Below are 22,111 nucleotides of genomic sequence, written 5' to 3'. Positions count from 1 at the left end.
TCTCGATCCGGTAGTGGATTTCTGCCCTCGGCGGACCGACGGATGTGAGTGGCACGCCGCGGTGGCGACCCACCGTGACCTACCCGGTAATGCGTCGATGGCCGACGATGCCCTTTCCGCACCGTCTCCCGCGCCCGGTGGACGCGGATGGGGAGATCCTGTTCATTCGCGCAGGAGTACGGGGCGGCGGCCGGGAAGGTTCAACAGACGCACAGGAAATTGCCGCGACCCGACGCGGAGCCGGCGCGGAGCAGGAGCAGCAGGTGAAAAGGGGCGCTGGTCAGTCGGCGCAGAGGTGGTCGAAGGCGAACCCGCCGACCAGTTCGTGGCGGCGCTGGCTCAGCGCGGCGATCTGCGCGGTCCACTCGGCGCGTGACAGCAGGTCGGCGACGGCGTTCTCCCGCAGTCGTTCCCCCACGGCGACGGCGGCGAGATCCTCGGCCAGCCGGGCCGCGTCGATGCCGCAGGAGAAGCGGTGTTCGGTCACCGAGACCTGCTCGATGAGGCACGCGTCGGGGCGTACCTGCACCCAACTCCACCCCTGTGCCGGCCCGTCCACCCAGCGGACGTGCAGTCCTCGCACGATCGGGTCGGCCACCCGCCCGGCCACGTACGCCTCGACCGCCGCAGCGCGGGTCAGCGCACCGAGGTCGTTGACCGGCCCGGTACGTCCGTCCGGCAGCCGGCCCAGGATGTCCCGGAAGCCCACCGGCGCCGGTTCGGTCCCGCCGGCGGTCGGCCCGCCCGCGGCGTAGGCGCGCGCGTCGATCACGTACTCGACCAGGCGGCGGCCGTGCTCGGCGGCGTTCAACGTGGGCGAACCGATCCGCAGAACGGGCAGGCCGGCGGCCGCGCTCACCGCGTCCGTGAGTCGCTCGACGCGCTGCTCCGCCGAGCCGGGAGACGGCACCGGGCCGATCTGCACGGCGGCGACCGGACGGCCGGTGTCGGCGGCGTGGACCACGAAGTCGAAGCTGGCGCGGCTCGCCGAGGTCCACTGGCTGCCGGTGACGCCGGGTGGGCGGCCCTGGACCAGATCAGTGAGCCGGCGTGCCGGCAGGACCCGATGGCCGGCGCGGCTGAGCAGCGCGTCGCGCCCCGCCTCGGCGGGCATCGCCCGCAGCCAACCGCGGTCGTCGCTCCCGATGCTCGTCATCTGCCTGATCCATCCGCCGGTCGGTCGAGCCGGGCCGAGTCTAGGTGGTCGATCATGGGCCACCGACTTCTTGTGTGACCGGGATCACAGTAGCGCCGACGTTCCAGAGACTGCCGCCAGGTGTATCCACCGACCGCCGGTACCGGACCGGCCCGGAGGTGACCATGTCGCGACAGCAGTTCGGCTTCCTCGCCGGGTTCCTCGCCGTGGCGGTCTGGGCGCTCGCCGGCGTCGGCGTGGCCGCCCTCGCCGTGCTCGTCGGCCTGCTCGGCTGGCTGGTCGTCCGGGTGCTCGACGGCGACCTCGCGGTGACCGGTCTCGGTGACCGCCGCGCCGACGCTCGGCGGCGCCGATGACCACCCGCCCGTCCGCAGGGACGAACCCCGGCACCGGACCGGCCGCCGGGACGAGCGGTCCGGAACGCCGCCCGGGCGACATCGCGGACGTCGCGCGGATCGCGGTGCAGGCGGCCAGCCTCGTGCCGGGCGTGTCCGTCGTCCGCCCGGCGGCGGTCCGCCTGGATGACCGGTCCGTCGGACTCGACCTGCACCTCATCACCTGGTACGGGCACAGCGTGCCGACGATCGCCGAGACGGTCCGGGCGGTGGTCACCGACCGGGTGGCCGCCCAGACCGGGCTCAGCGTGGCGGTGGTGACCGGCACCGTGGACGACCTGCTCGTCCCCGGCGTCGACTCCTCCGGCGTCGGCACCGCCAACCGGGTCGCCTCGTTGCTGCTGGCAACCGCCCTGCTTCTCGGTGGCGCGGCGGCGGCCGTCCAGGCGTTGCTGCTCACAGTGCACCGACCGGCACCGCTCGACACCAGCGGCTGGCTCGACGCGCTCAGCGGCACCCGGTGGCGAGACCCCACCGTCCGGGCCGTGGCCGGCGGCGCCCTCCTGCTGGGCCTGGCCATCCTCGTCGCCCAACTGCGCCGCTGGACGCCGGTCCGCCTACGCGCCGACGAGCGCGACGGCTGGCACCTGCACCGACGCTGTGTGGAACGGCGGCTCGCTGACGCGGCCAGCGCGGTGCCGGGCGTCCGCCACGCCCGGGTCCGGGTCCGACGGCGCGGCGGCCAGTGGCGCCCCCGGGTCCGCGCGACCGGCGATCCGGCGGCCCGGGCGGAGATCGAGTTCGCCGTGCGCCAGGAGCTGCGCCACCTCAGCGCACCCCGCCCCGCCCGGATCGACGTCCGGCTGCTGCCTCGGCGACGGCCGGCGTGACAAACGCCGGGCACCGACTGCTGTGGACCATCATCGCGTTGCTGCTGGTCGGGGGCGGCGGGGCCGCGCTGACGGCCAGCCTCGGCACGTTGCCCGGCGCTGACCCGGCGGCGGTGCTGCTCAGCGCCGAGCTGGTCGACAGGTGGCGGATCGCCGCGCCGTGGAGCACCCTGGCCGCGGCCGTCGCCGGAGCGCTGTTCGCGCTGGCCGGGCAGCGCCTGCTGACCCGGGAGCTGCGGGGCCCGGACGGCGCGCTGCGCGGCACCCTGAGCCACCCCGGACGCCGGCCGGGCCGGACCCGGCTCGCCACCGACGTTCTCGCCGACGCACTGGTACGCGACCTGACCGGCAACCCCGGGGTACGCCGGGCCCGCGTGGTGCTCACCGGCGCGCCACCGCGCCCCGACGTGTGGATCCGGGTGGACCTCACCGCCGACGCGTCGGCCACCGGCGTACGCGAGCACGTTCGCGCCGCGGTACGCCGATTCGCGGCGACGACCGACTGCCAGCCCGCGCACCTCGACGTGACCGCCCGCATCGAGCCCGGCCGCCCCTGTCAGCGGCCCGGCGGCTCAGTCAGCGGTTCGGCGGGCGGCCAGGGTGCTGGCGCCGATGGAGACCGCCAGGGTCAGCAGAACCACGGCCAGGGTCAACCAGACCGGCAGCTTGCCCACCGGCGTCTCGGCGAGAATCAGTTTCAGCCCGGCGAAGGCCAGTAGCAGCGCGAGCCCGTACCGCAGGTAGCCGAAGTGGCGCAGCAGGCCGGCGAGGCAGAAGTAGAGGCTGCGCAGTCCCAGGACGGCGAACGCGGTGGCCGTCCAGACCAGGAAGGTGTTGGTGGTGATGGCAAGGATCGCCGCCACCGAGTCGATGGCGAAGACCACGTCGGTGGCCTCGATGGCGACGAGCGCGACCAGCAGCAACGTCGCCATCCGTCGGCCGCCCACCCGGGCGGTGAACCGGTCTCCGTGGTAGCGGGCGTCGGTGGGCACCAGCCGCCGGAACAGCCGGACGGCGATGTTGCGTTCCGGGTCGACCTCCGGCTTTCCGCGTACGGCCAGCCGCCAACCGGTCCAGATCAGGAACGCGCCCAGCACGAACCCGGCCCAGGCGAGCCGGTCCAGCAACTCGGCGCCGGCGAAGATGAACAGCAGCCGGAAGACGAGTGCCCCCACGACACCCCAGAACAGCACCTTGTGCTGGTAGCCCGACGGCACCTGGAAATAGCCGAAGAGCAGCGCGAAGACGAACACGTTGTCCACCGAGAGCGCCTTCTCCAGCAGGTAGCCGGAGAAGTACGCGATGGCCGGGTCACCGCCGAGGCCCCACCAGACGACCAACCCGAACAGCAGACCCGCGCCGATCCAGACGGCGCTCCACAGCAGTGCCTCACGGAGTTCGATGACGTGGTTGTCCCGGTGCAGGAGCACATCCACGGCGAGCATCACCGCGATCACCGCGCCGACCGCCGCCCAGGCCCACAGCGGGACCGCGACCGTCGCCTCAGCCACCGACGCCCTCCGCATCGACCACCGCGCACCGCCCGTCAACCAGGCCGGCCGGCCCTTTCCGAGCCTAGGTGAACGCCCGACCCGGCATCGGACGGTCGCACGAAGTCGGGTCGGGCACCGGTGAGGCCCGCCATGGCGTCGCCCCACCGCCCGGGCCCGCAGCGCCACCGGGACCGTCGGCGCACGACCGGCGTACGGGGGCCGCGGAGCAGGTTGCGGGTCCGCCACACATCGGTGACGGGTGATCCGGCAGGATCGACGGTGACCGGACACATCACCCAACACGGCAGGAGATCCCCGCATGACCCAGGCAGCAGGCGCCCAGTCGGGCAAGCCCGAGGTTGGTCCGATCGAGGGTGCACCGCCGGCCGACCTCGTGATCGAGGACATCACCGTGGGCGACGGCCCGCAGGCCGAGCCGGGCCAACTGGTCAGCGTTCACTACGTCGGCGTGTCGCACTCCACCGGCGGCGAGTTCGACTCGTCCTGGAACCGGGGCGAGGCGTTCGACTTTCCGCTCGGCGGCGGTCAGGTCATCGCCGGCTGGGACCAGGGCGTCGCCGGCATGCGCGTCGGCGGTCGCCGCCGCCTGACCATTCCGCCACACCTGGGGTACGGCGACCGGGGCGCCGGCGGCGTCATCAAGCCGGGCGAGACGCTGATCTTCGTCGTCGACCTGCTCGGAGTGAACTGACCGATCGTCGGGGTCGCCGGCCCACGCCGGCGGCCCCGCGCCCGGGTGCGACGGTGGCGGCCCACCTCGTCGCCCGGGGTCAGGCGGCCAGTTGCAGGTCCGTGGTCGCGACCACCGGGCGACGCGCGGCCTCGATCGGCGAGGTCAGCTCCAGAATCGGCATCACGCGGTGCAGCCCGGTGACGCGCAACACCCGCGCCACCACCGGGCTCGGGTCGACCAGGACCAGCTCGCCACCGCGGGCCCGCACGCGCAGATGCGCGGCGAGCAGCGTGCGAACGCCGGCGGCGGAGAGCAGCCGCAGCCCGGACAACTCCAGTTGAAGCACCGGGCGGGCCGGCGCGGACCACAGCGCGGACCGGAACGCGGCCACCGTCGCGATGTCGATCTCGCCGGCCACTCGCACGAGGACCATCTGGTCACCCACGCTGACCTGCACGTCCAGCCGGTCGCTGTGCTCTTCCATGCCCAGAAATCTAGCCGCCACCACCGACACTTTCGCCCCTCCGCGGAGTGATTCCGGGTACGCCCAGGGGCATACCCCGAGGTACCCCACCTCCCTCTCGGGGTGGAGTCAGGGGCTCGGGCGGCGCGCCGCGCGGGCCCGGAACCCGGGGGTCGGCCGGCATTCGGGTGGAGAATAGGTCGATGTTGATCCCCCGGCCCCGGCCGCCCCGGCTGATCCGCCCCGTCCGCGAGCCGGCGACCAGCCCTCCGGCGCTGGCCGGGCCATGGGCCCCCACCGACCGCCGGCTCGACGAGGCCGAGTTGCTACCCCTCCCTTCGGGCGCCGTCGGCCCCGAGGACGTGCTGGTCGACGGCGCCGGGCGGGTGATCAGTGGCGACGAGGACGGTCGGCTGTGGTGGTGGCCGGTCGACGCACGGGCCGGCACCCCACCCCAACTGCTGGCCGAGACCGGGGGCCGTCCGCTCGGCATCGAGCTGGACCCGTCCGGCGAGGCCCTGGTGGTCTGCGACGCGTACCGCGGGTTGCTGCGGGTCACCCCGGACGGCGCGGTACGCGAACTGACCGGAACGGCACCGCCGGTGCACCTGGCCAACAACGCGACGGTGGGCCGTGACGGCACCATCTACTTCACCGACAGCTCCGACCGGTTTCCGGTCTCGCACTGGAAGCGGGACCTGCTGGAGCACCGTCCCAACGGTCGGGTGCTGGCCCACCATCCGGGCAGCGGCCGCACCGAGGTGGTGACCGACGGGCTGTACTTCCCCAACGGGATCGCGCTGACCCCCGACGAGTCGGCGCTGATGCTGGTGGAGACCAGCACCCACCGCCTGCTGCGAGTCGAGCTCAGCGGCGGTGTGCGGGTCCTCGCCGACCTGCCCGCGTACCCGGACAATCTCGCCTCGGTGGGTGACGGGACGTACTGGATCGCGCTGCCCAGCCCGCGTGTGCCGATCGCCGAACGGCTGCTGCCCCATCCGCGGCTGCGCCAGATCGCCGCCCTGCTGCCCGACGCGATGCAGCCGCAGCCACGCCGCTACGGGCTGGTCGCGCTGGTCGACGACGGGGGAACGGTCCGCCGGACGCTGCACGGTCCGAACGGGCACTACTCGATGATCACCGGGGTACGCCAGCACGGCGACCACCTCTGGCTGGGCAGCCTGACCGGGTCCGGGGTGGCTCGCGTACCCCTGGGGTGATGGCCTGGGGCGGCGACTGGGCCGGTCCCGCCGGGTACCCCTGGTGTGACGGGCGCGGGCGGCGACAGGGCCGGTCCGCCGTCGTGGCGGCCCAGCCCTGTCAAGCCGTCAGTGCTGCCTCAGCGGCCGCTGACCGAGGGCGCCGGTGCGGGCGATCCGCCGGCCACCGCGCCCGGGTGCGCCGGGGCGACCGGCGCGGGCTTGAGCCCGGGCGGCACCGGCAGGGCGCTGCCCCGGGCGAACTCGTCCCAGCTCACGTTCCACGCGGTCCAGCCGTTGCCCGGCTGTAGCTCCACCTCGGTGCCCTTGACGGTGACCAGGTCACCAACCTGCGTCACCCCCATCAACCAGTCGGCCGCGGTGGCGGAGACGTTCGCACAACCGTGCGAGACGTTGGTGTTGCCCTGGTCCCCCTCCGACCAGGGGGCGGAGTGGATGAACTCGCCGCCCCAGGTGTAGCGCTGGGCGTCGTCGACGTCGACCACGTAGCCACCGTCCGGCTCACCCCGGGTGTCGAAGGTGACCCGCTCGTGCTTCTCCATGATCACCATCTTGCCGCTGGAACTCGGTGTGCTCGGCTTACCCAGGCTCACCGGGATCCGGCGGACCTGCTTGCCGTCGCGCAGCACTGTCATCTGCTTGGTGGCGTTGTCGATCTCCAGCGAGACCTGCCGTCCGATCTTGGAGGTCGCGGTCCGCTCGGCGTCGCCGACCAGTTTCTTTCCGATCGGCAGACCCTCCAGACCGGCCCGGACACTGATGGTGGTCCCCGGCTTCCAGAAATCGGGAGCCCGGTAATAGACCTGACTTCCATCCTCAAGCCACGACCAGGCACCCGGTTGCGGCGGATTCGTCTTTACGAACAACCGCCGCTGGACATCCGCCCTGGCCTCTTTCGGAATTCCTGGGTCGAACGCCACCGTTACCGGCATCGCCGTGCCGTACGTCCGATTGCCGTTGAAATAGAGGGTGCTGGTGATCTGCGGCCTGGTCGATTTGGCCATCGTCGTGAACGTGGTGGTGCGGGTGGTGGTGGCACCGGAGTCACCGGTCGCGGTCACCTCGGCGGTGTAGGTCCGTCGTGGTTGCAGCGGGGCGCTCGGCACCCAGCCGGAGCCGTCCTCGCGCGGCTCGGCGTTGACCTGCTTGCCCTTGTCGTCGGTGAGGCGTACGCCGGTGACCCGCCCGCCCTTGACCACGGTGCCCACCTCGGCGCTGACCGGGACGTCCCGGGCCTTGTCCCCCGGCGTCACAGCGAGCTCCGGTGGGGCGGCGTGCTTCTTGGCCGAGCCGGTCGCCGAACCCCGGTCGGCGGTGCACGCACCCAGGACGAGTGGTGCCGCCGCGATGGTTACCGCCAACAGCGTCAATCGCCGCCTAGACATCATGTTTCAGTCCCCCCGTTTTCGACTTCCCTCCGCCACATTCTTGCCCGCTTGAGGGGACCATTCGCGGCATTCGGAAATACTCGGCGGCGCATTTATCGACGCATTTTCCGACAATGCTCCGCTTGGCCGGAACAGGGGTTCAACCGACCCGTGTCATGCGCTTTGCTCCGCTTGAGCGACGCAACGTCGACTGTCCGAATGGCGGGGGCGGTGGCACGGCCGGCCGGCTTCATGATCGACTCGACTTCAAGGAAGTCGCCGCATCCCGGTCGCCCTGCCGCGACTTCCATGAACCCCGGGTGGATCAGGCGCCGGGGCGGGCCGGGCCGGGCGGGGCTGATGGCGCGCGCGGCGGCGCGGCGGCGCGGGAAGTAGAAGGTCAGGCCGGGTGGCGCACCTCGTGGGCGGACTTTTGTCAATTGAAGCGAAACTTCCGGCGAACGCGACAAAGCTTTGCCTTCGTCCGGAGGCAAGGGTAAGGTCTCGATCTAGATAGAGGGTTGCCCATTCGTCGATCAACTTGCCGCCACCTCTGCCGGGTCGCCGCGTTCCGCCCCCCGATGGGTCCGGGCCGCACCCGCGCCGTCCCTCACCGTTCCAGCCGGAGCCCGCCTCCGGCCGGTTCGGCGCGCCCGGCGGTCGGCAGTCAGGTCGACCGCCGCCGACGGCGTACCAGCCGTCAGGAAGGGACCACCACCATGGATCAACAACTCAACCGACCGGGGCCGACCCCGGCGTCCGAGCCGGTCAGCCGGCGTGGAGTGCTGCGCGCCGCGACCGTCTCCGCGGCCGCTGTCGGCGCCGCCGGCCTGCTCGGCGGCCCGGCCGTCGCCGCGCCCGCCGCATCCACCGGGCAGGCCCAGGGCCGCCGCCGGGTGCCGGTGGACCGGATCAGCATTCAGCTCTACACGCTGCGTGATCAGCTCGCCGCCGATCTGCCCGGCACCCTGGACGCGCTGCGTCGGATCGGCTACCGGCGAGTGGAGCACGCAGGTTTCGTCGGACGCACCGCCGCACAGTTCCGGGCCGCGCTCGACGAGGCCGGCCTGCGTTCCACCTCCGGGCATGTCGGCATCCCGCAGCCGTTCGACGCCGCGACCTGGGAGCAGGCTCTCGCCGACGCCAACGTGGTGGGCTGCAAGAAGATCGTCCACCCGTACTTCGGTCGGGACGCGAGCGGTCAGCCGATCCGGGACCCCGCCGTCTACCGGGCCTTGGCTCGCGACCTGAACCGCGCCGGTCGGCTCGCCGAACGCGCGGGGCTGGACTTCGGCTACCACAACCACCAGCTCGAGTTCGTGCCGCTGACTGGCGGCGCGACCGGGTTCGACATCCTCAGCTCGCAGACCGATTCCCGGTTGGTCCACTTCGAACTCGACCTCTACTGGACCTGGCGGGGCGCCCACGACCCGGTCGACGTGATCCGGGCCAACCGCGGTCGGATCCGCCAGGTGCACGTCAAGGACCTCGACGTCGAGGGTGGTTTCGCCGACCTCGGCGACGGCGTCATCGATTTCGGCCGCATCTTCGCCCACGAGCGGGAGGCCGGCATCGAGGAGTACATCGTGGAGCGTGACGACGCGGGCACCGCACCGCGCTCCCCCGCCGACGCCCTGGACACCGCTCGCGTCGGCTTCGACTATCTCGCCTCACTTCGGTACTGAAACCACCCCGGGGGATTCACCTGATGAACAGGACCGCATTCGCGTCCGCCCTGCTGTTGGTGACGGCCGGTCTGGCCGTGCCACAGTCGGCAGCGTCCGCGGCGCCGGCCGCGCCGCCGGACAGCAGCTTCCAGAAAGTGACACTGAACGACTTCCCGGGCGAGCCGATGAGCCTCGCCGTCCTGCCCGACCTGCGGGTGCTGCACACCTCCCGCACCGGTGAGGTCCGCATCCACGACCCGCGCACCGGGCTGAACACCCTCGCCGCCGACATTCCGGTGTACGAGCACGACGAGGAGGGGTTGCAGGGCGTCGCCATCGACCCGAACTTCGCCCAGAACAAGTGGGTGTACCTCTACTACTCCCCGCCGATGGACACTCCGGTGGACGACCCGGCGACCCCCGGCGTCAACGAGGGGGACGCGCCGGAGACCGGCACCGAGGCGGACTGGCAGCGATTCAAGGGCGCGTTGCGGCTGTCCCGGTTCAAGCTGGACGGGATGAAGCTGAACCTCGCCAGCGAGCAGCAGATCATCGACGTGCCCACCGACCGGGGCATCTGCTGCCACGTCGGCGGCCAGATCGACTTCGACAGCAAGGGCAACCTGTACCTGTCGACCGGTGACGACACCAACCCGTTCGCCTCCGACGGCTACATCCCGATCGACGAGCGGGCCGACCGCCACCCGGCGTACGACGCCCAGCGCACCTCGGCCAACACCAACGACCTGCGCGGCAAGCTGCTGCGCATCAAGGTGAAGGCCGGTGGTGGTTACACGGTGCCGGCCGGCAACCTGTTCAAGCCCGGCACGGCGCAGACCCGCCCGGAGATCTACGCGATGGGGCTGCGCAACGCATTCCGGTTCGCCGTCGACAGGCGTACCGACGACGTGTACGTGGGCGACTACTCCCCGGACGCCTCCAGCCCGAACCCGGAGCGTGGGCCGGCCGGGCACGGCCGGTGGATGCTCGTCGACAAGCCGGCCAACTACGGCTGGCCGTACTGCGTGACGCCGACGATCGCCTACCGCGACTACGACTTCGCCACCGGCGAGTCCGGCGCCAAGTTCAACTGCAAGCGCCCGGTCAACGACTCACCGCACAACACCGGCAAGCGCGTGCTGCCGCCGGTCGAGCAGCCGGAGGTCTGGTACGCGGCGGCCCCCTCGGCCGAGTTCCCGCAGCTGGGCACCGGCGGCATCTCTCCGATGGGTGGCCCGGCGTACGAGTACGACGGAACCAGCACGTCGCGCACCCGCTGGCCGGCCTACTACGACGGGGTGCCGCTGTTCTACGAGTGGTCCCGCGACTACATCAAGGAGTTCCGCCTCGACGAGGACGGCGACGTGACGGACATCCGTCCGGTGGCGCCGTCGCTGGTGGTGGACAACCCGATGGACATGGAGTTCGGCCCGGACGGCGCACTCTACGTGCTGGAGTACGGCGACGGCTACTTCGCCGAGAACCCGGACGCGCAGCTGTCCCGGATCGACTTCGTCCGCGGCAACCGGACGCCGATCCCGAAGATCAGCGGCACGCCGACCGTCGGGCAGGCCCCGCTGACCGTCGCGTTCTCCAGCGCCGGCACGACCGACCCGGATGGTGACAAGCTCAGCTACGCGTGGGACTTCAACGCGGACGGCTCGGTGGACAGCACCGCTGCGAACGCGAGCTGGACGTTCCCGGAGAACGGCTCGTACACGCCGACGTTGAAGGTCACCGACCGCACCGGACGGTCCGCCTCGGCGTCCCTGCCGCTGGTGGTCGGGCCGACCGCGCCGATCGTCGAGTTCATCACCCCGGAGGCCGGGCAGCCGTTCCAGTTTGGGCAGACGGTCGCGTACGAGGTGAAGGTCACCGACGACCTGCCGGTGGACTGCTCCCGGGTGAAGGTCACCTACGTGCTCGGGCACGATGAGCACGGGCACCCGCTCTCCACCTCGACGGGTTGCTCAGGGTCCATCCCCACCTTCCTGGACGGTGGGCACAGCGGCGCGGACAATCTGACCGCGGTGTTCGTCGCGGAGTACACCGACGCGCCGACCGACCCGGGCGTACCCGCTCAGTCCGGTTCGGCGACGGTGGTGCTGGACCCGACCCCGGTGGCCGGTCTGGCCGGCTGATCAGCTCAACCACGACAGTGGCGGCGGCCGGATCCTTCCGGCCGCCGCCGCATGTCGTTCAGCTCCAAGATCTCGCCGGCGCCATCGGCGGGGCCTCCGGACGGCGGCCGGCGGCCGGTCAGCTCCAGTCGCTGTCCACGTGGTTGTCCCGCCACCGTCCGCCCACCGGCGGGGTGTCCAGTCGCATCCCCTCGTCGGCGTTGCCGGCCAGGTCGTTGTCCTCGACCCGGCAGTCCACGCAACTGCCCCGCTCGGTGATCCACAGCCCGTGCGTCTGGGTCGGGTCGTCGTGGTTGTCCCAGACCCGGTTACCCCGGATGGTGGCCGAGTCGAACGGCGCGTCGACGGTGATGCCGGCCCGCACCTTCGGTGCGGCGGCCAGTTCGTATCCGCACCCCGGCGGTGGCACGTCCCCGCTCCACGCGCTGAACGCGTCCGGGCGGACCGGGGCGAGGGTGAGTTCGTCGCCGGTGTTGGAGGCCACCATGGCCACGGCCTTCCCGACCCGCAGTACCTTGCCCCGGTGCCCGTCGTGCGGCCAGTTGGCCGACCGGTCCACCAGGCACCGCTCGCTGTAGCGGACGGCGTCGCCGGTACCGCCGGTGCCCTCGCCGTACTGCCGTCCGTTGTTGCGGATCCGGTTGTTGAGCAGCACCGCGTCGGTCATCTGGTGGTCGATCCGGATCGCGTCGAGGCCGTTGCCCCAGAACTCGTTGCTCTCGATCACCACGTCCCGGATCGAGCCCCGGTAGCCGCGCCCCAGGTCGTGCGAGTGATAGCCGTGCCGGCCGTTGCCGCTGATCCGGTTGCCCCGGACGGTGTACGGGCCGGGGCTGTTGCCGACGCTGACCCCGTCGCACATGTTGCCGTCGATGACGCAGTCGGTGAGCAGCCCGCCCCGGCCGGCCACCGACGAGGTGCCCTGCGCGGACACGTCGAACCCGGTCTCCAGGTTTCCGGTCATGGTGCAGGCGGAGACGATCAGGCCGTCGGCGCCCCAGTCGGAGATGCCGAAGCGGTTGCCCTGGCTGTGGCAACCGATGATGCGGTAGCCGCGCGGCGGCGCCCAGTAGTCCTTCTGCAGTTCCAGGAAGATGCCGTTGGTGCCGTTGGCCAGGGCGGTGCAGTTGGCGATGGTCAGCCGTTCCACCGCTCCCCAGCCGCCGATGCCGATCCCGATGCCGGCGCCGCCCATCTGCTCGCCGTTGTCCAGTCGGCCACAGCCGACCACCACCACGCCGTCGATCAGGGAGTCCTGGAGGAAGTCGCAGCCCAGCCCGGTGGCGGCGGTGTGGTGGATGTAGAGGTTGCGGAAGACGCCCCGCACCACGTACTGGAGGCCGAGGCCCTTGGCCAGGTAGTTGTACTCGGCCATGGCGACGCCGGAGCCGTCGATCTGGAAGTCGGAGAAGGTGCAGTCGGCGATGTGCCGATCCCGGTCGGCGCCGTGCTGCACCGTGGTCCAGAAGGCCAACGGCGTGGGGTCGGCCCGGTTGCCCTCGTTGCTGAGCATGAACCGGGTCGCCGCCGGGCCGGCCCCGATCAGCGACACGCCGCTGCGCCACACAGTGCCCGCGTCCCGGATCGAGTAGATGCCCGGCGGGCAGTAGATGACCCGGGCCCGTCCGTCCGAGGCGTACCCGGCGCCGAGGCGGTCCACGAGGGCGGCCAGCGCCGGCTGGTCGTTTGTCGCGCCGTCACCGGAGAGCCCGTACTCCAGCGCGTCGCAGTACAGCGGCGCGCCGGCCGAGGCGGGCCGTCGTACCCGGACCGAGTTCAGTAGCAGCTCGTTCGCCACGGCCACGGGCGGGCTCCCTTCGACGCGTTCGGTGCGCTCCGGCGGGGCCGACTTCCCGGTGAGGCCGCCGGGAAACCCGGCCCGATGGCACCGCCGGGAAACCCCGGCCTCGATGGCACCGCCGGCGACCCCGGACGTGCGCCGGCCCCGGCGCCGCATCAGCAGCGTCGGGGCCGAGGGGGTACGCGTCAGACGGCGGCGATCAGCAGCGCCGGTCGCTCCACGCAGTCGGCGACGTGCCGCAGGAAACCGCCGGCCACCCCGCCGTCGCAGACCCGGTGGTCGAAGGTGAGGCTGAGCTGCGTCACCTTGCGGACGGCGAGCTGCCCGTCGACCACCCACGGCTTGTCCACGATCCGCCCGACCCCGAGCAGGGCCGCTTCGGGGTGGTTGATGATCGGCGTGGAGCCGTCGACGCCGAACACCCCGTAGTTGTTCAGCGTGAAGGTGCCACCGGTCAGCCGGGCCGGGGGCAGGCTGCCGGCCCGGGCGGCGGCGGTGGTCGCCGCCAGTTCGGCGGCCAGCTCGGCGGTGGTGAGCCGCTGGGCGTCGCGCAGCACCGGCACCAGGAGCCCCCGGTCGGTCTGCGCGGCGATGCCGAGGTGCACCCCGGCGGACTGGACGATGCGCTGCGCCTCGGTGTCGACCCGGGCGTTGAGCTGCGGGAACCGGCGCAGTCCGCTGAGGCAGATCCGGGCCAGCAGGGCCAGGATGCTCACCGGCGCGTCGGGCGTCGCGGCGTTGATCGCGGCGCGGGTCTCCAGCAGCCCGGTGGCGTCCACGTCGACCCAGATGGTCACCTCCGGGATCTCCCGCCGGCTGCGGGAAAGTTTGTCGGCGATCACCTTGCGGACGCCGGTCAGCGGGACGATGACGTCGCCGTCCCCGGCCGGGGCCGACCCGACCTGCGGGTCCGGCACGGCGGCGAGCCGGGCGGCGGGCGCGGTCAGCGCGGCCTGCACGTCGGCGCGGCGGATCACACCCCCGGGTCCGGTGCCTCGCACCGTGTCGAGGTCGACGCCGTGCTCCCGGGCCAGCCGCCGCACGATCGGCGAGATGACCAGGGCGGCAGTAGGCGGTGCCGGTTCGCCGGACGCGGCAGCCGCGCCGGTCGGGCCGGCGTCAGCCGGTTCGGGGGCCACCGCCAGGCGGGGGCGACGCCGACGACGGGTGGTGCTGCCGTGCCCGGTGCCGTACCCGATCAGCACGTTGCCGGAGCCGGCGCGCTCCTCCTCGCGGTAGGTGGCGTGCCCGGCGGGCTCGTCGCCCCCGTCCAGCGGCGCAATGGTGATCAACGGCTGGCCGACCGGGCGTACCTCGCCGGCCGCGCCGTGCAGGGTGACCACCCGTCCGGCGTACGGGCAGGGCACGTCGACGACGGCCTTGGCGGTCTCCACCTCGACCACGCTCTGGTCGACGGTGACCACGTCACCTACGGCGACCCGCCACTCGACGATCTCGGCCTCGCTCAGCCCCTCGCCCAGGTCGGGCAGGAGGAAGACCTGCGTCCGTTCGACGATGGTCATGCCGCCGCCCAACGCGCGTCCGGCTGGTCGTCCCACTGGAGGCGGGCCACCGCGTCGAGCACCCGGTCCACGCCGGGCAGGTGGGTGTGCTCCAGCATCGGCGCCGGGTACGGGATGTCCAGTCCGGCGACCCGCAGCACCGGGGCGTGCAGCGCGTGGAAGCAGCGCTCCTGCACCCGGGCGGCGATCTCCGCGCCGACGCCCGCGAAGCCGGGGGCCTCCTGGATCACCACGCACCGGCCGGTACGCCGGACCGAGGCGGTGATGGTCTCGTCGTCGAACGGCACGATGGTGCGCACGTCGACGACCTCCAGGTCCCACCCCTCCTCCCGGGCGGCCTCGGCGGCCTCCAGCGCGACCGGCACCGCCGGCCCGTACGCCACCAGGGTGGCGTCGCGTCCGGGCCGGCGCACGACGGCCCGACCGAACGGCTCGTTGCGGGTCGGCAGAGACGCCTCGGCGCTGGCGAAGTAGAGCTTCTTGGGCTCCATGAAGATCACCGGGTCGGGGTCCTCGATCGCCTCGCGCAGCAGCGAGTACGCGTCGTCGACAGTCGCCGGGGTGACCACCTTCAGCCCGGGCGTGTGCGCGTAGTACGCCTCGGACGAGTCGCAGTGGTGCTCGACTCCGCCGATCCCGCCCGCGTACGGCACGCGGATGACGATCGGCACGCTCAGCGCGCCCCGGGTGCGGTTGCGCAGCTTCGCCACGTGCGAGGCGATCTGCTCGAACGCCGGGTACGCGAACGCGTCGAACTGCATCTCGACCACCGGGCGCAGGCCGGACATGGCCATGCCGACGGCGAAGCCGACGATGCCGGCCTCGGCGAGGGGGGTGTCGAAGCAGCGGTTCTCGCCGAAGCGGGCCTGGAGGCCGTCGGTGATCCGGAAGACGCCGCCGAGCGCGCCGACGTCCTCACCGAAGACGACGACCCGGTCGTCGGCGGCGAGCGCGTCGGCGAGCGCGGTGTTGAGCGCCTTCGCCATGGTGGTGGCCATCAGGCGTCACCCTCCTCGGCGTGGGCGGCGGCCAGCTCGGCGCGGACCTGCTCACGCTGTTCGATCAGCTGCGGGGTGGGCTCGGCGTAGACGTGGTCGAAGAGGCTCAGCGGGTCGACGGTGGGCTGCTCGTTCATCCGGGTCCGCAGGTCCGCCGCGTACGCCTCGGCCTGCTCGGCGATCTCGGCGACCGCCGCGTCGTCGAGCACACCGCGGGCGCGCAGGTAGGTCTCCAGCCGGGCGACCGGGTCCCGGTCCCGCCAGGCGTCGACCTCGGCGCCGTCGCGGTAGCGAGTGGCGTCGTCGGCGTTGGTGTGCGGCTCCATCCGGTAGGTGTGGGCCTCGACCAGGAACGGTCCCTTGCCGGCGCGGGCGTGGGCGACCGCGCGGGTGAGCACGGCGAGCACCGCGACCGGGTCGTTGCCGTCGACCTGCTCGCTGGGTACGCCGTAGCCGACGCCCTTGTAGGCCAGCGACGGCGCGGCGGTCTGCCGCGACAGCGGGACGCTGATGGCGTACTTGTTGTTCTGGACGAAGTAGACCACCGGCGCCTTGAACACGGCGGCGAAGTTGATCCCCTCGTGGAAGTCGCCCTCGCTGGTGGCGCCGTCGCCGATGAAGGCCAGCGCCACTGTGTCGCGACCCTGGTACGCCTCGCCGTACGCCAGCCCGGCGGCGTGCACGCACTGGGTGGCGAGGGGGGTGCACTGCGGTGCGGTGTGCACCTCGGTCGGGTCGTAGCCGCAGTGCCAGTCGCCGCGCAGCAGGGTGAGCACCTCGACCGGGTCGATGCCTCGGGCAACCAGCGCCATCGATTCGCGGTACGTGGGGAAGACCCAGTCGGTGTCGCGGACCGCGAGGACCGCGCCGACCTGGCACGCCTCCTGGCCCCGCGAGGACGGGTAGACGGCGAGCCGGCCCTGCTTGGTCAGCGCGGTCGCCTGGGTATCGAAGCGGCGGCCGAGCACCATCCGGCGGTACAGCTCGCGCAGCACCTCGGCGGGTGGTTCGGGGTAGTCGGCGCGGGCGGGCAGCGGCGTGCCGCTCTCGGCGAGCAGGCGGACCGGCTCGGCGTCTGGCAGCAACGAGCGCGCCGGGTCGGGCGGGGTGACCGTTCGACGGGCGCGCGGGGATGCCCTGCGGACCGCCTGGGGAGTGGTCGTCACGGCGGAACCTCCTGGGACGTGTGGTGAGCCTATGCTTCCGCTTGTGGATGATTGACTCAAGATCGACACGGAAGGCGGGACGGTTGGCATGCGGAGGGCCCAGCAGTGAGCCAGGAGACCGCCGACGAAGCGAGCCGGGGTACGGGATCGGGACGATCGGCCCGAGCCCTGGACGAGGTCGACCGGCGGATCCTCGACGAGCTGGTCCGCGACGGTCGGACGTCGGTGCGCACCCTCGCCGAACGGATCCACATCTCCCGCACCAACGCGTACGCGCGGGTGGAGCGGTTGCTCCGCGACGGGGTGATCACCGGGTTCCGGGCCCAGGTGGCGCCCGAGGCGGCCGGGCTGGGCACCTCGGCGTACATCGCCCTGACCATCGAGCAGAACACCTGGCGGGAGGTGTCGGCCGAGCTGGCCCGGGTGCGCTACATCGAGCACGCCGCGCTGCTCGGCGGTGACCACGACGTGCTCGCGCTGGTGCGCGCCCCGGACAACGCCGCGCTGCGCGACGTGGTGCTGGGCCGGGTGCAGAGCATTCCCGGGGTGCTGTCCACCCGCACCTGGCTGGTCTTCGAGGAGTTCGACGGGGCCGGCAGCCCCTGGGCGTGAGCGGCGGGCTCAGCGCTCCGGCGGGGCCTCCAGCCCGTCGCGGTCGGCCAACTCCAGCAGCGGTTCCAGCGAGTGCCGGTCACCGTCCAGGCCGGCGTGCGGGTCGCCGCGCTCGGCGAACCGGGCCGGCATGCTGAGCACGTCGAAGTCCTCCGGACGGACCTGGTCCAGCTCCGACCAGTCCAGCGGCGCGGAGACCAGCGCGGCCGGCGTCGGCCGGATCGAGTACGCCGAGGTCACCGTGTGGTCGCGGGCCATCTGGTTGTAGTCGACGAAGACCGGCCGGTCCCGCTGCTCGCGCCACCAGGTGGTGGTGACCAGGTCCGGCAGCCGACGCTGCATCTCCCGGCCCAGCGCGAGCACCGCCCGACGGCACTCACCGAAGCTCCACCGCGGCTCGATCGACAGGTAGACGTGCAGCCCTCGACCGCCGGTGGTCTTCGGGTAGCCGGTCATGCCCAGCTCGGCGAGGAACGCCCGCACCTCGTGCGCCACCGGCACCACCTGCTCGAAGCCGACGCCGGGCATCGGATCCAGGTCGATGCGTAGCTGGTCGGGGCGTTCCACGTCGGCGGCGGTGACCGGCCACGGGTGAAACCGCAGGGTGCCCAGGTTGGCCGCCCAGATGACGACCGCCAACTCGCTCGGCGCGACTTCGTCGGCGGTACGCCCACTGGGGAAGGTGATGTGCGCGGTCCGCACCCACTCGGGCGCTCCCGCCGGCAGCCGCTTCTGGTAGAACGCGTCGCCCTTGTTGGTCTGCCGGGTGGCGATCGTCGCGCCCTCGAAGACACCGCGCGGCCAGCGTTCCAGCATGGTCGGCCGATCGCGCAGCGCCCGCAGGATGCCGTCGCCCACCGCCAGGAAGTAGCGGACCACGTCCAGCTTGGTCAGCCCACGCTCGGGAAAATACGGCTTGTCGGGGCTGGAGACGCGGACCAGCCGCTCCCCCACCTGAATCTCCTCCGCCGTCGTGGCCACGCACCGAGGGTACGCGGTGGTCAGGTGATCAGCAGGCACCGACTGGCGTCGATCGCACTTCTTGACCCGGTCGGGCAGGATGGCGTCGTGCGCCAGCAGAAGACCAGATCGGGTGGGGCACCCGCCGTACGGATCGACGACGCGAAGATCGAGGACATCCCCGCCCTGCTCGCCCTCGACGCGCTCTGTTTCCCGCCCGACGACCCGGCGCACGAGCCAGCGGCGCCGAGCGAGATCGAGAACGGCGTCGCGGGCGGGCACGTCCGGGTGGTCCGCGCCGGCACGGAGATCGTCGGCTTCCTCCAGTACGAATTGCCGAGCGCCCATCACCTCTACCTGAGTGGGCTCGGAGTGCACCCGGACCAGCGGCGCACCGGTGTGGGTGCGGCACTTCTCGACGACTTCGTGGCGCGGGCACGGGCGGTCGGGGCGCAGCCCCACCCGACCATCTCCACGGTGACCAGCCCGGAGAACCTGGCCATGCTCGGGTTGCTGCTGTCCCGCGGGTTCGTCGTGCGCACCATCGTGCCGGACTACTTCGGCCCTGGACGCGACCGCTACTACTGCCAGCACAAGTCACGGGTGGAGTACGTCGACGCCGACGAGCGCTATCTGATCCCGGTTGCCGCGTCGGCACAGATCGCCACCCTGCTGGCCGGCGAGCAGAACGTCATCACGGGACTGGTGAACCTGCCCGCCGGGCCGGCCCTGGAGCTGTCCCGGTTCGAGAAGGAGGACTTCGCGGCCCTGCAGTCCGACGAGAGCGCCGCCGGGATCGCCTTCTCCAGCGGCATCCTGGCCTCGATCGCGTTCGTGCTCGGCCTGTCGTTCGCCTCCCCGGCCTATCCCGACGGGGTACGGGTGCTGCTGATGTGCTCGGCCCTGGCCACCACCGCGTCGCTGATCATCTATGCCAACACCTCCGGTGAGCTGGCGCGGCTGCGAACCAACAGCTTCGGCCGGTACACCAAGTGGGGCAACGTGCTGTCGGAGTTCGGCGGTGTCTTCCCCTTCCTCATCGCCCTACCGGTCACCTTCGCGAGGATCACCTCCTCGGTGGGCGTGGCCCTGGCGGCCGCGGCCCTCTTCGGCGCCGCACTGCTCGTCTACGACCGGTCGGCCTTCGCCATCTCGGCGCGCTTTCGACAGAGCGTCAGCACGACCGCACTGTCCCTCTTCGTCGCCGCCGCGCCGGTGCTGGGCGTCCTCGCGGTACGCCACTCCGCTCCGATGGTCCCCTGGGCCTGGACGGGAGCGGTACTCCTGGCCCTGGCCGCCCAGTCCTTCACGTACCTCTTCCGCCGGCGCGACGAGTCGACACCCCAGGCAGGGCTGCGCCCCTGGCAGAGCCGCCGCTAGGCGGCGGACGGCGCTCCGATTACCAAACGCTCGTGCCGGGTAGGGGGGCCGCATGGCGGAACTGGCAACCCTGTGGATCGTCCGGCACGGCGAGAGCACCGCGAACGTCGCGGCGACGCACGCCGAGGCGTCGGGCGCGGAGCTGATCGACCTCACCCACCGCGACGCCGACGTGCCACTCTCCCCGACCGGAGAGGAGCAGGCTCGGGCGACCGGCCGTTGGCTGGCCGAGCTGCCGGACGCGGGGCGACCGGACGTGGCTGTGGTGTCGCCGTACCTGCGGGCGGTGCAGACCTCGCGGCTGGCGCTGGCCGGCACCGACATTCCCGTGCACCGCGACGAGCGGCTGCGCGACCGGGAGCTGGGCATCCTCGACGGACTGACCGGGCACGGGATGCGCCGGCGGTACCCGGACGAGGCCGAGCGCCGGGAGCGGTTGGGCAAGTTCTACTACCGGCCGCCGGGTGGGGAGTCCTGGACGGACGTGGCGCTGCGGCTGCGGACGCTGCTGGGCGACCTGCGCCGCGACCACGAGGGTTGCCGGGTGCTGCTCTTCGGCCACGACGCGCTGGTCTTCCTGCTTCGCTATCTGCTGGAGGGGTTGACCGAGGACGAGCTGATGGCGCTCACCCGGCAGGACGTGATCGCCAACTGTTCGATCACCGAGTGGTCGGCGGACGGCGAGGACCGCCTGGCCCTCACCGCCTTCAACGATGTCGCGCACCTGCGTCAGCAGGGCGCCCAGCCGACCAGGGAGGACGAGATCCATGCCGAGCCGGTCTGAGGTGAAGGTGATCACCCCGGCGTTGCTGCGGGACTGGGCGCTGCCGGTTCCGGTCGGTGGAAAGGAGAGCCGGGGCACCGTGCTGGTGGTCGGCGGTTCCCGCTTCACGCCGGGCGCGGTGCTGCTCGCCGGGGTGGCCGCGCTGCGCGCCGGTGCCGGGGTGCTCCAGTTGGCCGCCGCCGAGTCCACCGCCGCCGCGCTGAGCATCCAGGTGCCCGAGGCGCTGGTGGTCGGGTTGCCGGAGACCTCCGACGGCGCGGTGGCCGCCGACCGCGACGGGCAGCTCGGCGACCTGGTCGCGCAGGCCGACGTGGTGGCGATCGGCCCCGGCTTGAAGGCGATCGACGAGACCAACCGCCTGCTGGGCCTGGTTCTGGAGGCGGCCCGTCCCGACACATCGCTGGTGCTCGACGCGTACGCCCTCGGTGCGCTCAGCCACGCACCGGACCTGCTGGTCGGCTCGGGTCGGCCCGTGGTGCTCACCCCCAACGTCACCGAGGCCGGGCACCTGCTCGGGCGGGAGCCGGGCGACGACCTGGACGCCGAGGCGGCCGAGTTGGCCGCGCGGTACGAGGCTGTCGTGTCGCTGTACGGGCACGTGGCCGCTCCGGACGGGCGGGGTTGGCGGGAGGAGAGCGGCGACGCCGGGCTGGGCACCTCCGGCAGCGGGGACGTGCTCGCCGGGTTGCTGGCGGGGCTGCTGTCCCGGGGCGCCGACCCGGCGCAGGCGGCCTGCTGGGGCTCGTTCGCGCACTCGGTGAGCGGCCAGCGGCTGATCCCCCGCTACGGCCGGATCGGCTTTCTGGCTCGGGAGTTGCTCGACGAGATCCCCCGCACCCTGGCGATGGTCTGAGGCGGTTTCACCTGTTTCCGCATTCGATGTCGGGGTACCGGAACCCCACCAGCCGAGACTCGTCAGGGAGGTCATACCGGTGTCGACCGATGCCATCGTCCTGCTCAAAGAGGACCACAAGGAAATGCGCCGCCTGTTCACTGCCTTCCAGGACGCCGAGGAGGGGCCGGCGAGCCAGCGGCAGAAGCTGGTGGACCAGATCCTGGAGGCACTGACCGTGCACACCTATCTGGAGAACGAGGTGATGTACCCGGAGGTCCGGCGGCTGCTGCCCGACCTGGAGGACGACATCCTCGAGTCGTACGAGGAACACCACGTCGCCGATGTGCTCTGCGCCGAGCTGGCCAGCATGGACGCCGACGACGAGCGGTTCAACGCCAAGACGACAGTGCTGATCGAGAACGTCACCCACCACGTCGAGGAGGAAGAGCAGGAGTGGTTCCCCAAGGTCCGCGACGCGCTGGGCCGCAAGCAGCTCCAGGAGATCGGCGAGAAGATGATCGCCTTGCGCGCGGACGCGCCGCGTACCCCCACCGCACCGAAGGCGATCAAGAAGGCGCTCGACGCGGTGACGGCCTGAGGCACCCGCTCACACCGAAGGGCCCGGC

General features: G+C 72.1%; 20 protein-coding genes. 11 read left to right on the top strand and 9 right to left on the bottom strand.

Annotation, left to right across the window (positions count from 1 at the left end):
• Positions 1-280: 280 nt before the first annotated feature.
• Positions 281-1,156, bottom strand: a complete 876-nt coding sequence (locus KBX08_RS19350) for a hypothetical protein (protein WP_210784865.1) — start codon at positions 1,154-1,156, stop codon at positions 281-283.
• A 164-nt stretch (positions 1,157-1,320) separates the two neighbouring features.
• Here KBX08_RS19350 and KBX08_RS19345 point away from each other — a divergent pair, with 164 nt between their 5' ends.
• Positions 1,321-1,512 carry a hypothetical protein gene (locus tag KBX08_RS19345; RefSeq protein WP_210784864.1) on the top strand — a complete coding sequence of 64 codons (192 nt, stop codon included), beginning with the start codon at positions 1,321-1,323 and terminating at the stop codon, positions 1,510-1,512.
• Positions 1,509-2,381, top strand: coding sequence for an Asp23/Gls24 family envelope stress response protein (locus KBX08_RS19340; protein WP_210784863.1), 873 nt, complete (start codon positions 1,509-1,511; stop codon positions 2,379-2,381). The genes KBX08_RS19345 and KBX08_RS19340 overlap by 4 nt, the downstream gene beginning before the upstream one ends.
• A 572-nt stretch (positions 2,382-2,953) precedes the next feature.
• Here the strand turns inward: KBX08_RS19340 and KBX08_RS19335 are convergent.
• Entirely contained in the window at positions 2,954-3,907 is a 954-nt protein-coding gene (locus KBX08_RS19335; RefSeq protein ID WP_210784862.1) for a TerC/Alx family metal homeostasis membrane protein, read from the bottom strand.
• Positions 3,908-4,193: 286 nt separating this feature from the next.
• Here KBX08_RS19335 and KBX08_RS19330 point away from each other — a divergent pair, with 286 nt between their 5' ends.
• The gene (locus tag KBX08_RS19330) at positions 4,194-4,586 is read left to right on the top strand and encodes an FKBP-type peptidyl-prolyl cis-trans isomerase (RefSeq protein WP_210784861.1); all 393 of its coding nucleotides are present in this window, start codon (positions 4,194-4,196) and stop codon (positions 4,584-4,586) included.
• A gap of 79 nt (positions 4,587-4,665) precedes the next feature.
• On the opposite strand, the gene KBX08_RS19325 is transcribed toward KBX08_RS19330, so the two are convergent.
• Positions 4,666-5,052 (bottom strand): STAS domain-containing protein, encoded by a 387-nt coding sequence (locus KBX08_RS19325; protein ID WP_210784860.1) that lies wholly within the window; start codon positions 5,050-5,052, stop codon positions 4,666-4,668.
• A 182-nt stretch (positions 5,053-5,234) separates the two neighbouring features.
• Between KBX08_RS19325 and KBX08_RS19320 the strand changes: the two genes are divergently transcribed.
• Positions 5,235-6,251: an SMP-30/gluconolactonase/LRE family protein gene (locus KBX08_RS19320; RefSeq protein WP_210784859.1), complete on the top strand. Its 1,017-nt coding sequence runs from the start codon at positions 5,235-5,237 to the stop codon at positions 6,249-6,251.
• Between the two features lie 119 nt (positions 6,252-6,370).
• Here the strand turns inward: KBX08_RS19320 and KBX08_RS19315 are convergent, their stop codons facing one another.
• A complete protein-coding gene (locus tag KBX08_RS19315; protein ID WP_210784858.1) occupies positions 6,371-7,639 on the bottom strand; it encodes an Ig-like domain-containing protein in 1,269 nt (422 codons plus the stop codon).
• Positions 7,640-8,337: 698 nt separating this feature from the next.
• On the opposite strand from KBX08_RS19315, the gene KBX08_RS19310 reads away from it, so the two are divergent.
• Positions 8,338-9,303 (top strand): sugar phosphate isomerase/epimerase, encoded by a 966-nt coding sequence (locus KBX08_RS19310; RefSeq protein WP_210784857.1) that lies wholly within the window; start codon positions 8,338-8,340, stop codon positions 9,301-9,303.
• 23 nt (positions 9,304-9,326) lie between these two features.
• Positions 9,327-11,426 carry a PQQ-dependent sugar dehydrogenase gene (locus KBX08_RS19305; RefSeq protein ID WP_210784856.1) on the top strand — a complete coding sequence of 700 codons (2,100 nt, stop codon included), beginning with the start codon at positions 9,327-9,329 and terminating at the stop codon, positions 11,424-11,426.
• 118 nt (positions 11,427-11,544) lie between these two features.
• On the opposite strand, the gene KBX08_RS19300 is transcribed toward KBX08_RS19305, so the two are convergent.
• From KBX08_RS19300 to pdhA, 4 genes are all read right to left on the bottom strand, one after another.
• On the bottom strand, positions 11,545-13,224 hold the full coding sequence (locus KBX08_RS19300; protein ID WP_210784883.1) for a right-handed parallel beta-helix repeat-containing protein: 1,680 nt from the start codon (positions 13,222-13,224) through the stop codon (positions 11,545-11,547).
• A 188-nt stretch (positions 13,225-13,412) separates the two neighbouring features.
• Positions 13,413-14,750, bottom strand: coding sequence for a dihydrolipoamide acetyltransferase family protein (locus KBX08_RS19295; RefSeq protein ID WP_374101958.1), 1,338 nt, complete (start codon positions 14,748-14,750; stop codon positions 13,413-13,415).
• Entirely contained in the window at positions 14,747-15,751 is a 1,005-nt protein-coding gene (locus KBX08_RS19290; protein ID WP_210784881.1) for an alpha-ketoacid dehydrogenase subunit beta, read from the bottom strand. The genes KBX08_RS19295 and KBX08_RS19290 overlap by 4 nt, the downstream gene beginning before the upstream one ends.
• Positions 15,748-16,914 (bottom strand): pyruvate dehydrogenase (acetyl-transferring) E1 component subunit alpha, encoded by a 1,167-nt coding sequence (gene pdhA / locus KBX08_RS19285; protein ID WP_374101957.1) that lies wholly within the window; start codon positions 16,912-16,914, stop codon positions 15,748-15,750. Before pdhA ends, KBX08_RS19290 begins: the two co-directional genes overlap by 4 nt.
• Positions 16,915-17,019: 105 nt before the next feature.
• Between pdhA and KBX08_RS19280 the strand changes: the two genes are divergently transcribed.
• Positions 17,020-17,526: an Lrp/AsnC family transcriptional regulator gene (locus KBX08_RS19280; RefSeq protein ID WP_210784855.1), complete on the top strand. Its 507-nt coding sequence runs from the start codon at positions 17,020-17,022 to the stop codon at positions 17,524-17,526.
• 9 nt (positions 17,527-17,535) lie between these two features.
• Here the strand turns inward: KBX08_RS19280 and KBX08_RS19275 are convergent, their stop codons facing one another.
• Positions 17,536-18,507: a DNA polymerase domain-containing protein gene (locus tag KBX08_RS19275; protein ID WP_210784854.1), complete on the bottom strand. Its 972-nt coding sequence runs from the start codon at positions 18,505-18,507 to the stop codon at positions 17,536-17,538.
• Between the two features lie 87 nt (positions 18,508-18,594).
• On the opposite strand from KBX08_RS19275, the gene KBX08_RS19270 reads away from it, so the two are divergent.
• The 4 genes from KBX08_RS19270 to KBX08_RS19255 all read left to right on the top strand — a co-directional run bounded on the left by KBX08_RS19270 (position 18,595) and on the right by KBX08_RS19255 (position 22,083).
• Entirely contained in the window at positions 18,595-19,866 is a 1,272-nt protein-coding gene (locus KBX08_RS19270; RefSeq protein ID WP_210784853.1) for a GNAT family N-acetyltransferase, read from the top strand.
• A 52-nt stretch (positions 19,867-19,918) separates the two neighbouring features.
• Positions 19,919-20,650, top strand: coding sequence for a histidine phosphatase family protein (locus KBX08_RS19265; RefSeq protein WP_210784852.1), 732 nt, complete (start codon positions 19,919-19,921; stop codon positions 20,648-20,650).
• Positions 20,634-21,503 carry an NAD(P)H-hydrate dehydratase gene (locus tag KBX08_RS19260; protein WP_210784851.1) on the top strand — a complete coding sequence of 290 codons (870 nt, stop codon included), beginning with the start codon at positions 20,634-20,636 and terminating at the stop codon, positions 21,501-21,503. The genes KBX08_RS19265 and KBX08_RS19260 overlap by 17 nt, the downstream gene beginning before the upstream one ends.
• 79 nt (positions 21,504-21,582) lie before the next feature.
• On the top strand, positions 21,583-22,083 hold the full coding sequence (locus KBX08_RS19255) for a hemerythrin domain-containing protein (protein ID WP_210784850.1): 501 nt from the start codon (positions 21,583-21,585) through the stop codon (positions 22,081-22,083).
• Positions 22,084-22,111 lie beyond the last annotated feature (28 nt).

This window comes from Micromonospora sp. H61 (assembly GCF_018070325.1).
In the GTDB taxonomy this organism is placed as follows: Bacteria; Actinomycetota; Actinomycetes; order Mycobacteriales; family Micromonosporaceae; genus Micromonospora; species Micromonospora salmantinae.
The sequence above is the reverse complement of the archived record's forward strand: the minus strand, read 5'-3'. Positions and strand labels throughout refer to the sequence as shown.

Bases quoted from the DNA above. Each gene is read 5' to 3' on its own strand.
- KBX08_RS19350 (WP_210784865.1), bottom strand. From the start codon at position 1,156: ATGACGAGCATCGGGAGCGACGACCGCGGTTGGCTGCGGGCGATGCCC.
- KBX08_RS19345 (WP_210784864.1), top strand. From the start codon at position 1,321: ATGTCGCGACAGCAGTTCGGCTTCCTCGCCGGGTTCCTCGCCGTGGCG.
- KBX08_RS19340 (WP_210784863.1), top strand. From the start codon at position 1,509: ATGACCACCCGCCCGTCCGCAGGGACGAACCCCGGCACCGGACCGGCC.
- KBX08_RS19335 (WP_210784862.1), bottom strand. From the start codon at position 3,907: ATGCGGAGGGCGTCGGTGGCTGAGGCGACGGTCGCGGTCCCGCTGTGG.
- KBX08_RS19330 (WP_210784861.1), top strand. From the start codon at position 4,194: ATGACCCAGGCAGCAGGCGCCCAGTCGGGCAAGCCCGAGGTTGGTCCG.
- KBX08_RS19325 (WP_210784860.1), bottom strand. From the start codon at position 5,052: ATGGAAGAGCACAGCGACCGGCTGGACGTGCAGGTCAGCGTGGGTGAC.
- KBX08_RS19320 (WP_210784859.1), top strand. From the start codon at position 5,235: ATGTTGATCCCCCGGCCCCGGCCGCCCCGGCTGATCCGCCCCGTCCGC.
- KBX08_RS19315 (WP_210784858.1), bottom strand. From the start codon at position 7,639: ATGATGTCTAGGCGGCGATTGACGCTGTTGGCGGTAACCATCGCGGCG.
- KBX08_RS19310 (WP_210784857.1), top strand. From the start codon at position 8,338: ATGGATCAACAACTCAACCGACCGGGGCCGACCCCGGCGTCCGAGCCG.
- KBX08_RS19305 (WP_210784856.1), top strand. From the start codon at position 9,327: ATGAACAGGACCGCATTCGCGTCCGCCCTGCTGTTGGTGACGGCCGGT.
- KBX08_RS19295 (WP_374101958.1), bottom strand. From the start codon at position 14,750: ATGACCATCGTCGAACGGACGCAGGTCTTCCTCCTGCCCGACCTGGGC.
- KBX08_RS19265 (WP_210784852.1), top strand. From the start codon at position 19,919: ATGGCGGAACTGGCAACCCTGTGGATCGTCCGGCACGGCGAGAGCACC.
- KBX08_RS19260 (WP_210784851.1), top strand. From the start codon at position 20,634: ATGCCGAGCCGGTCTGAGGTGAAGGTGATCACCCCGGCGTTGCTGCGG.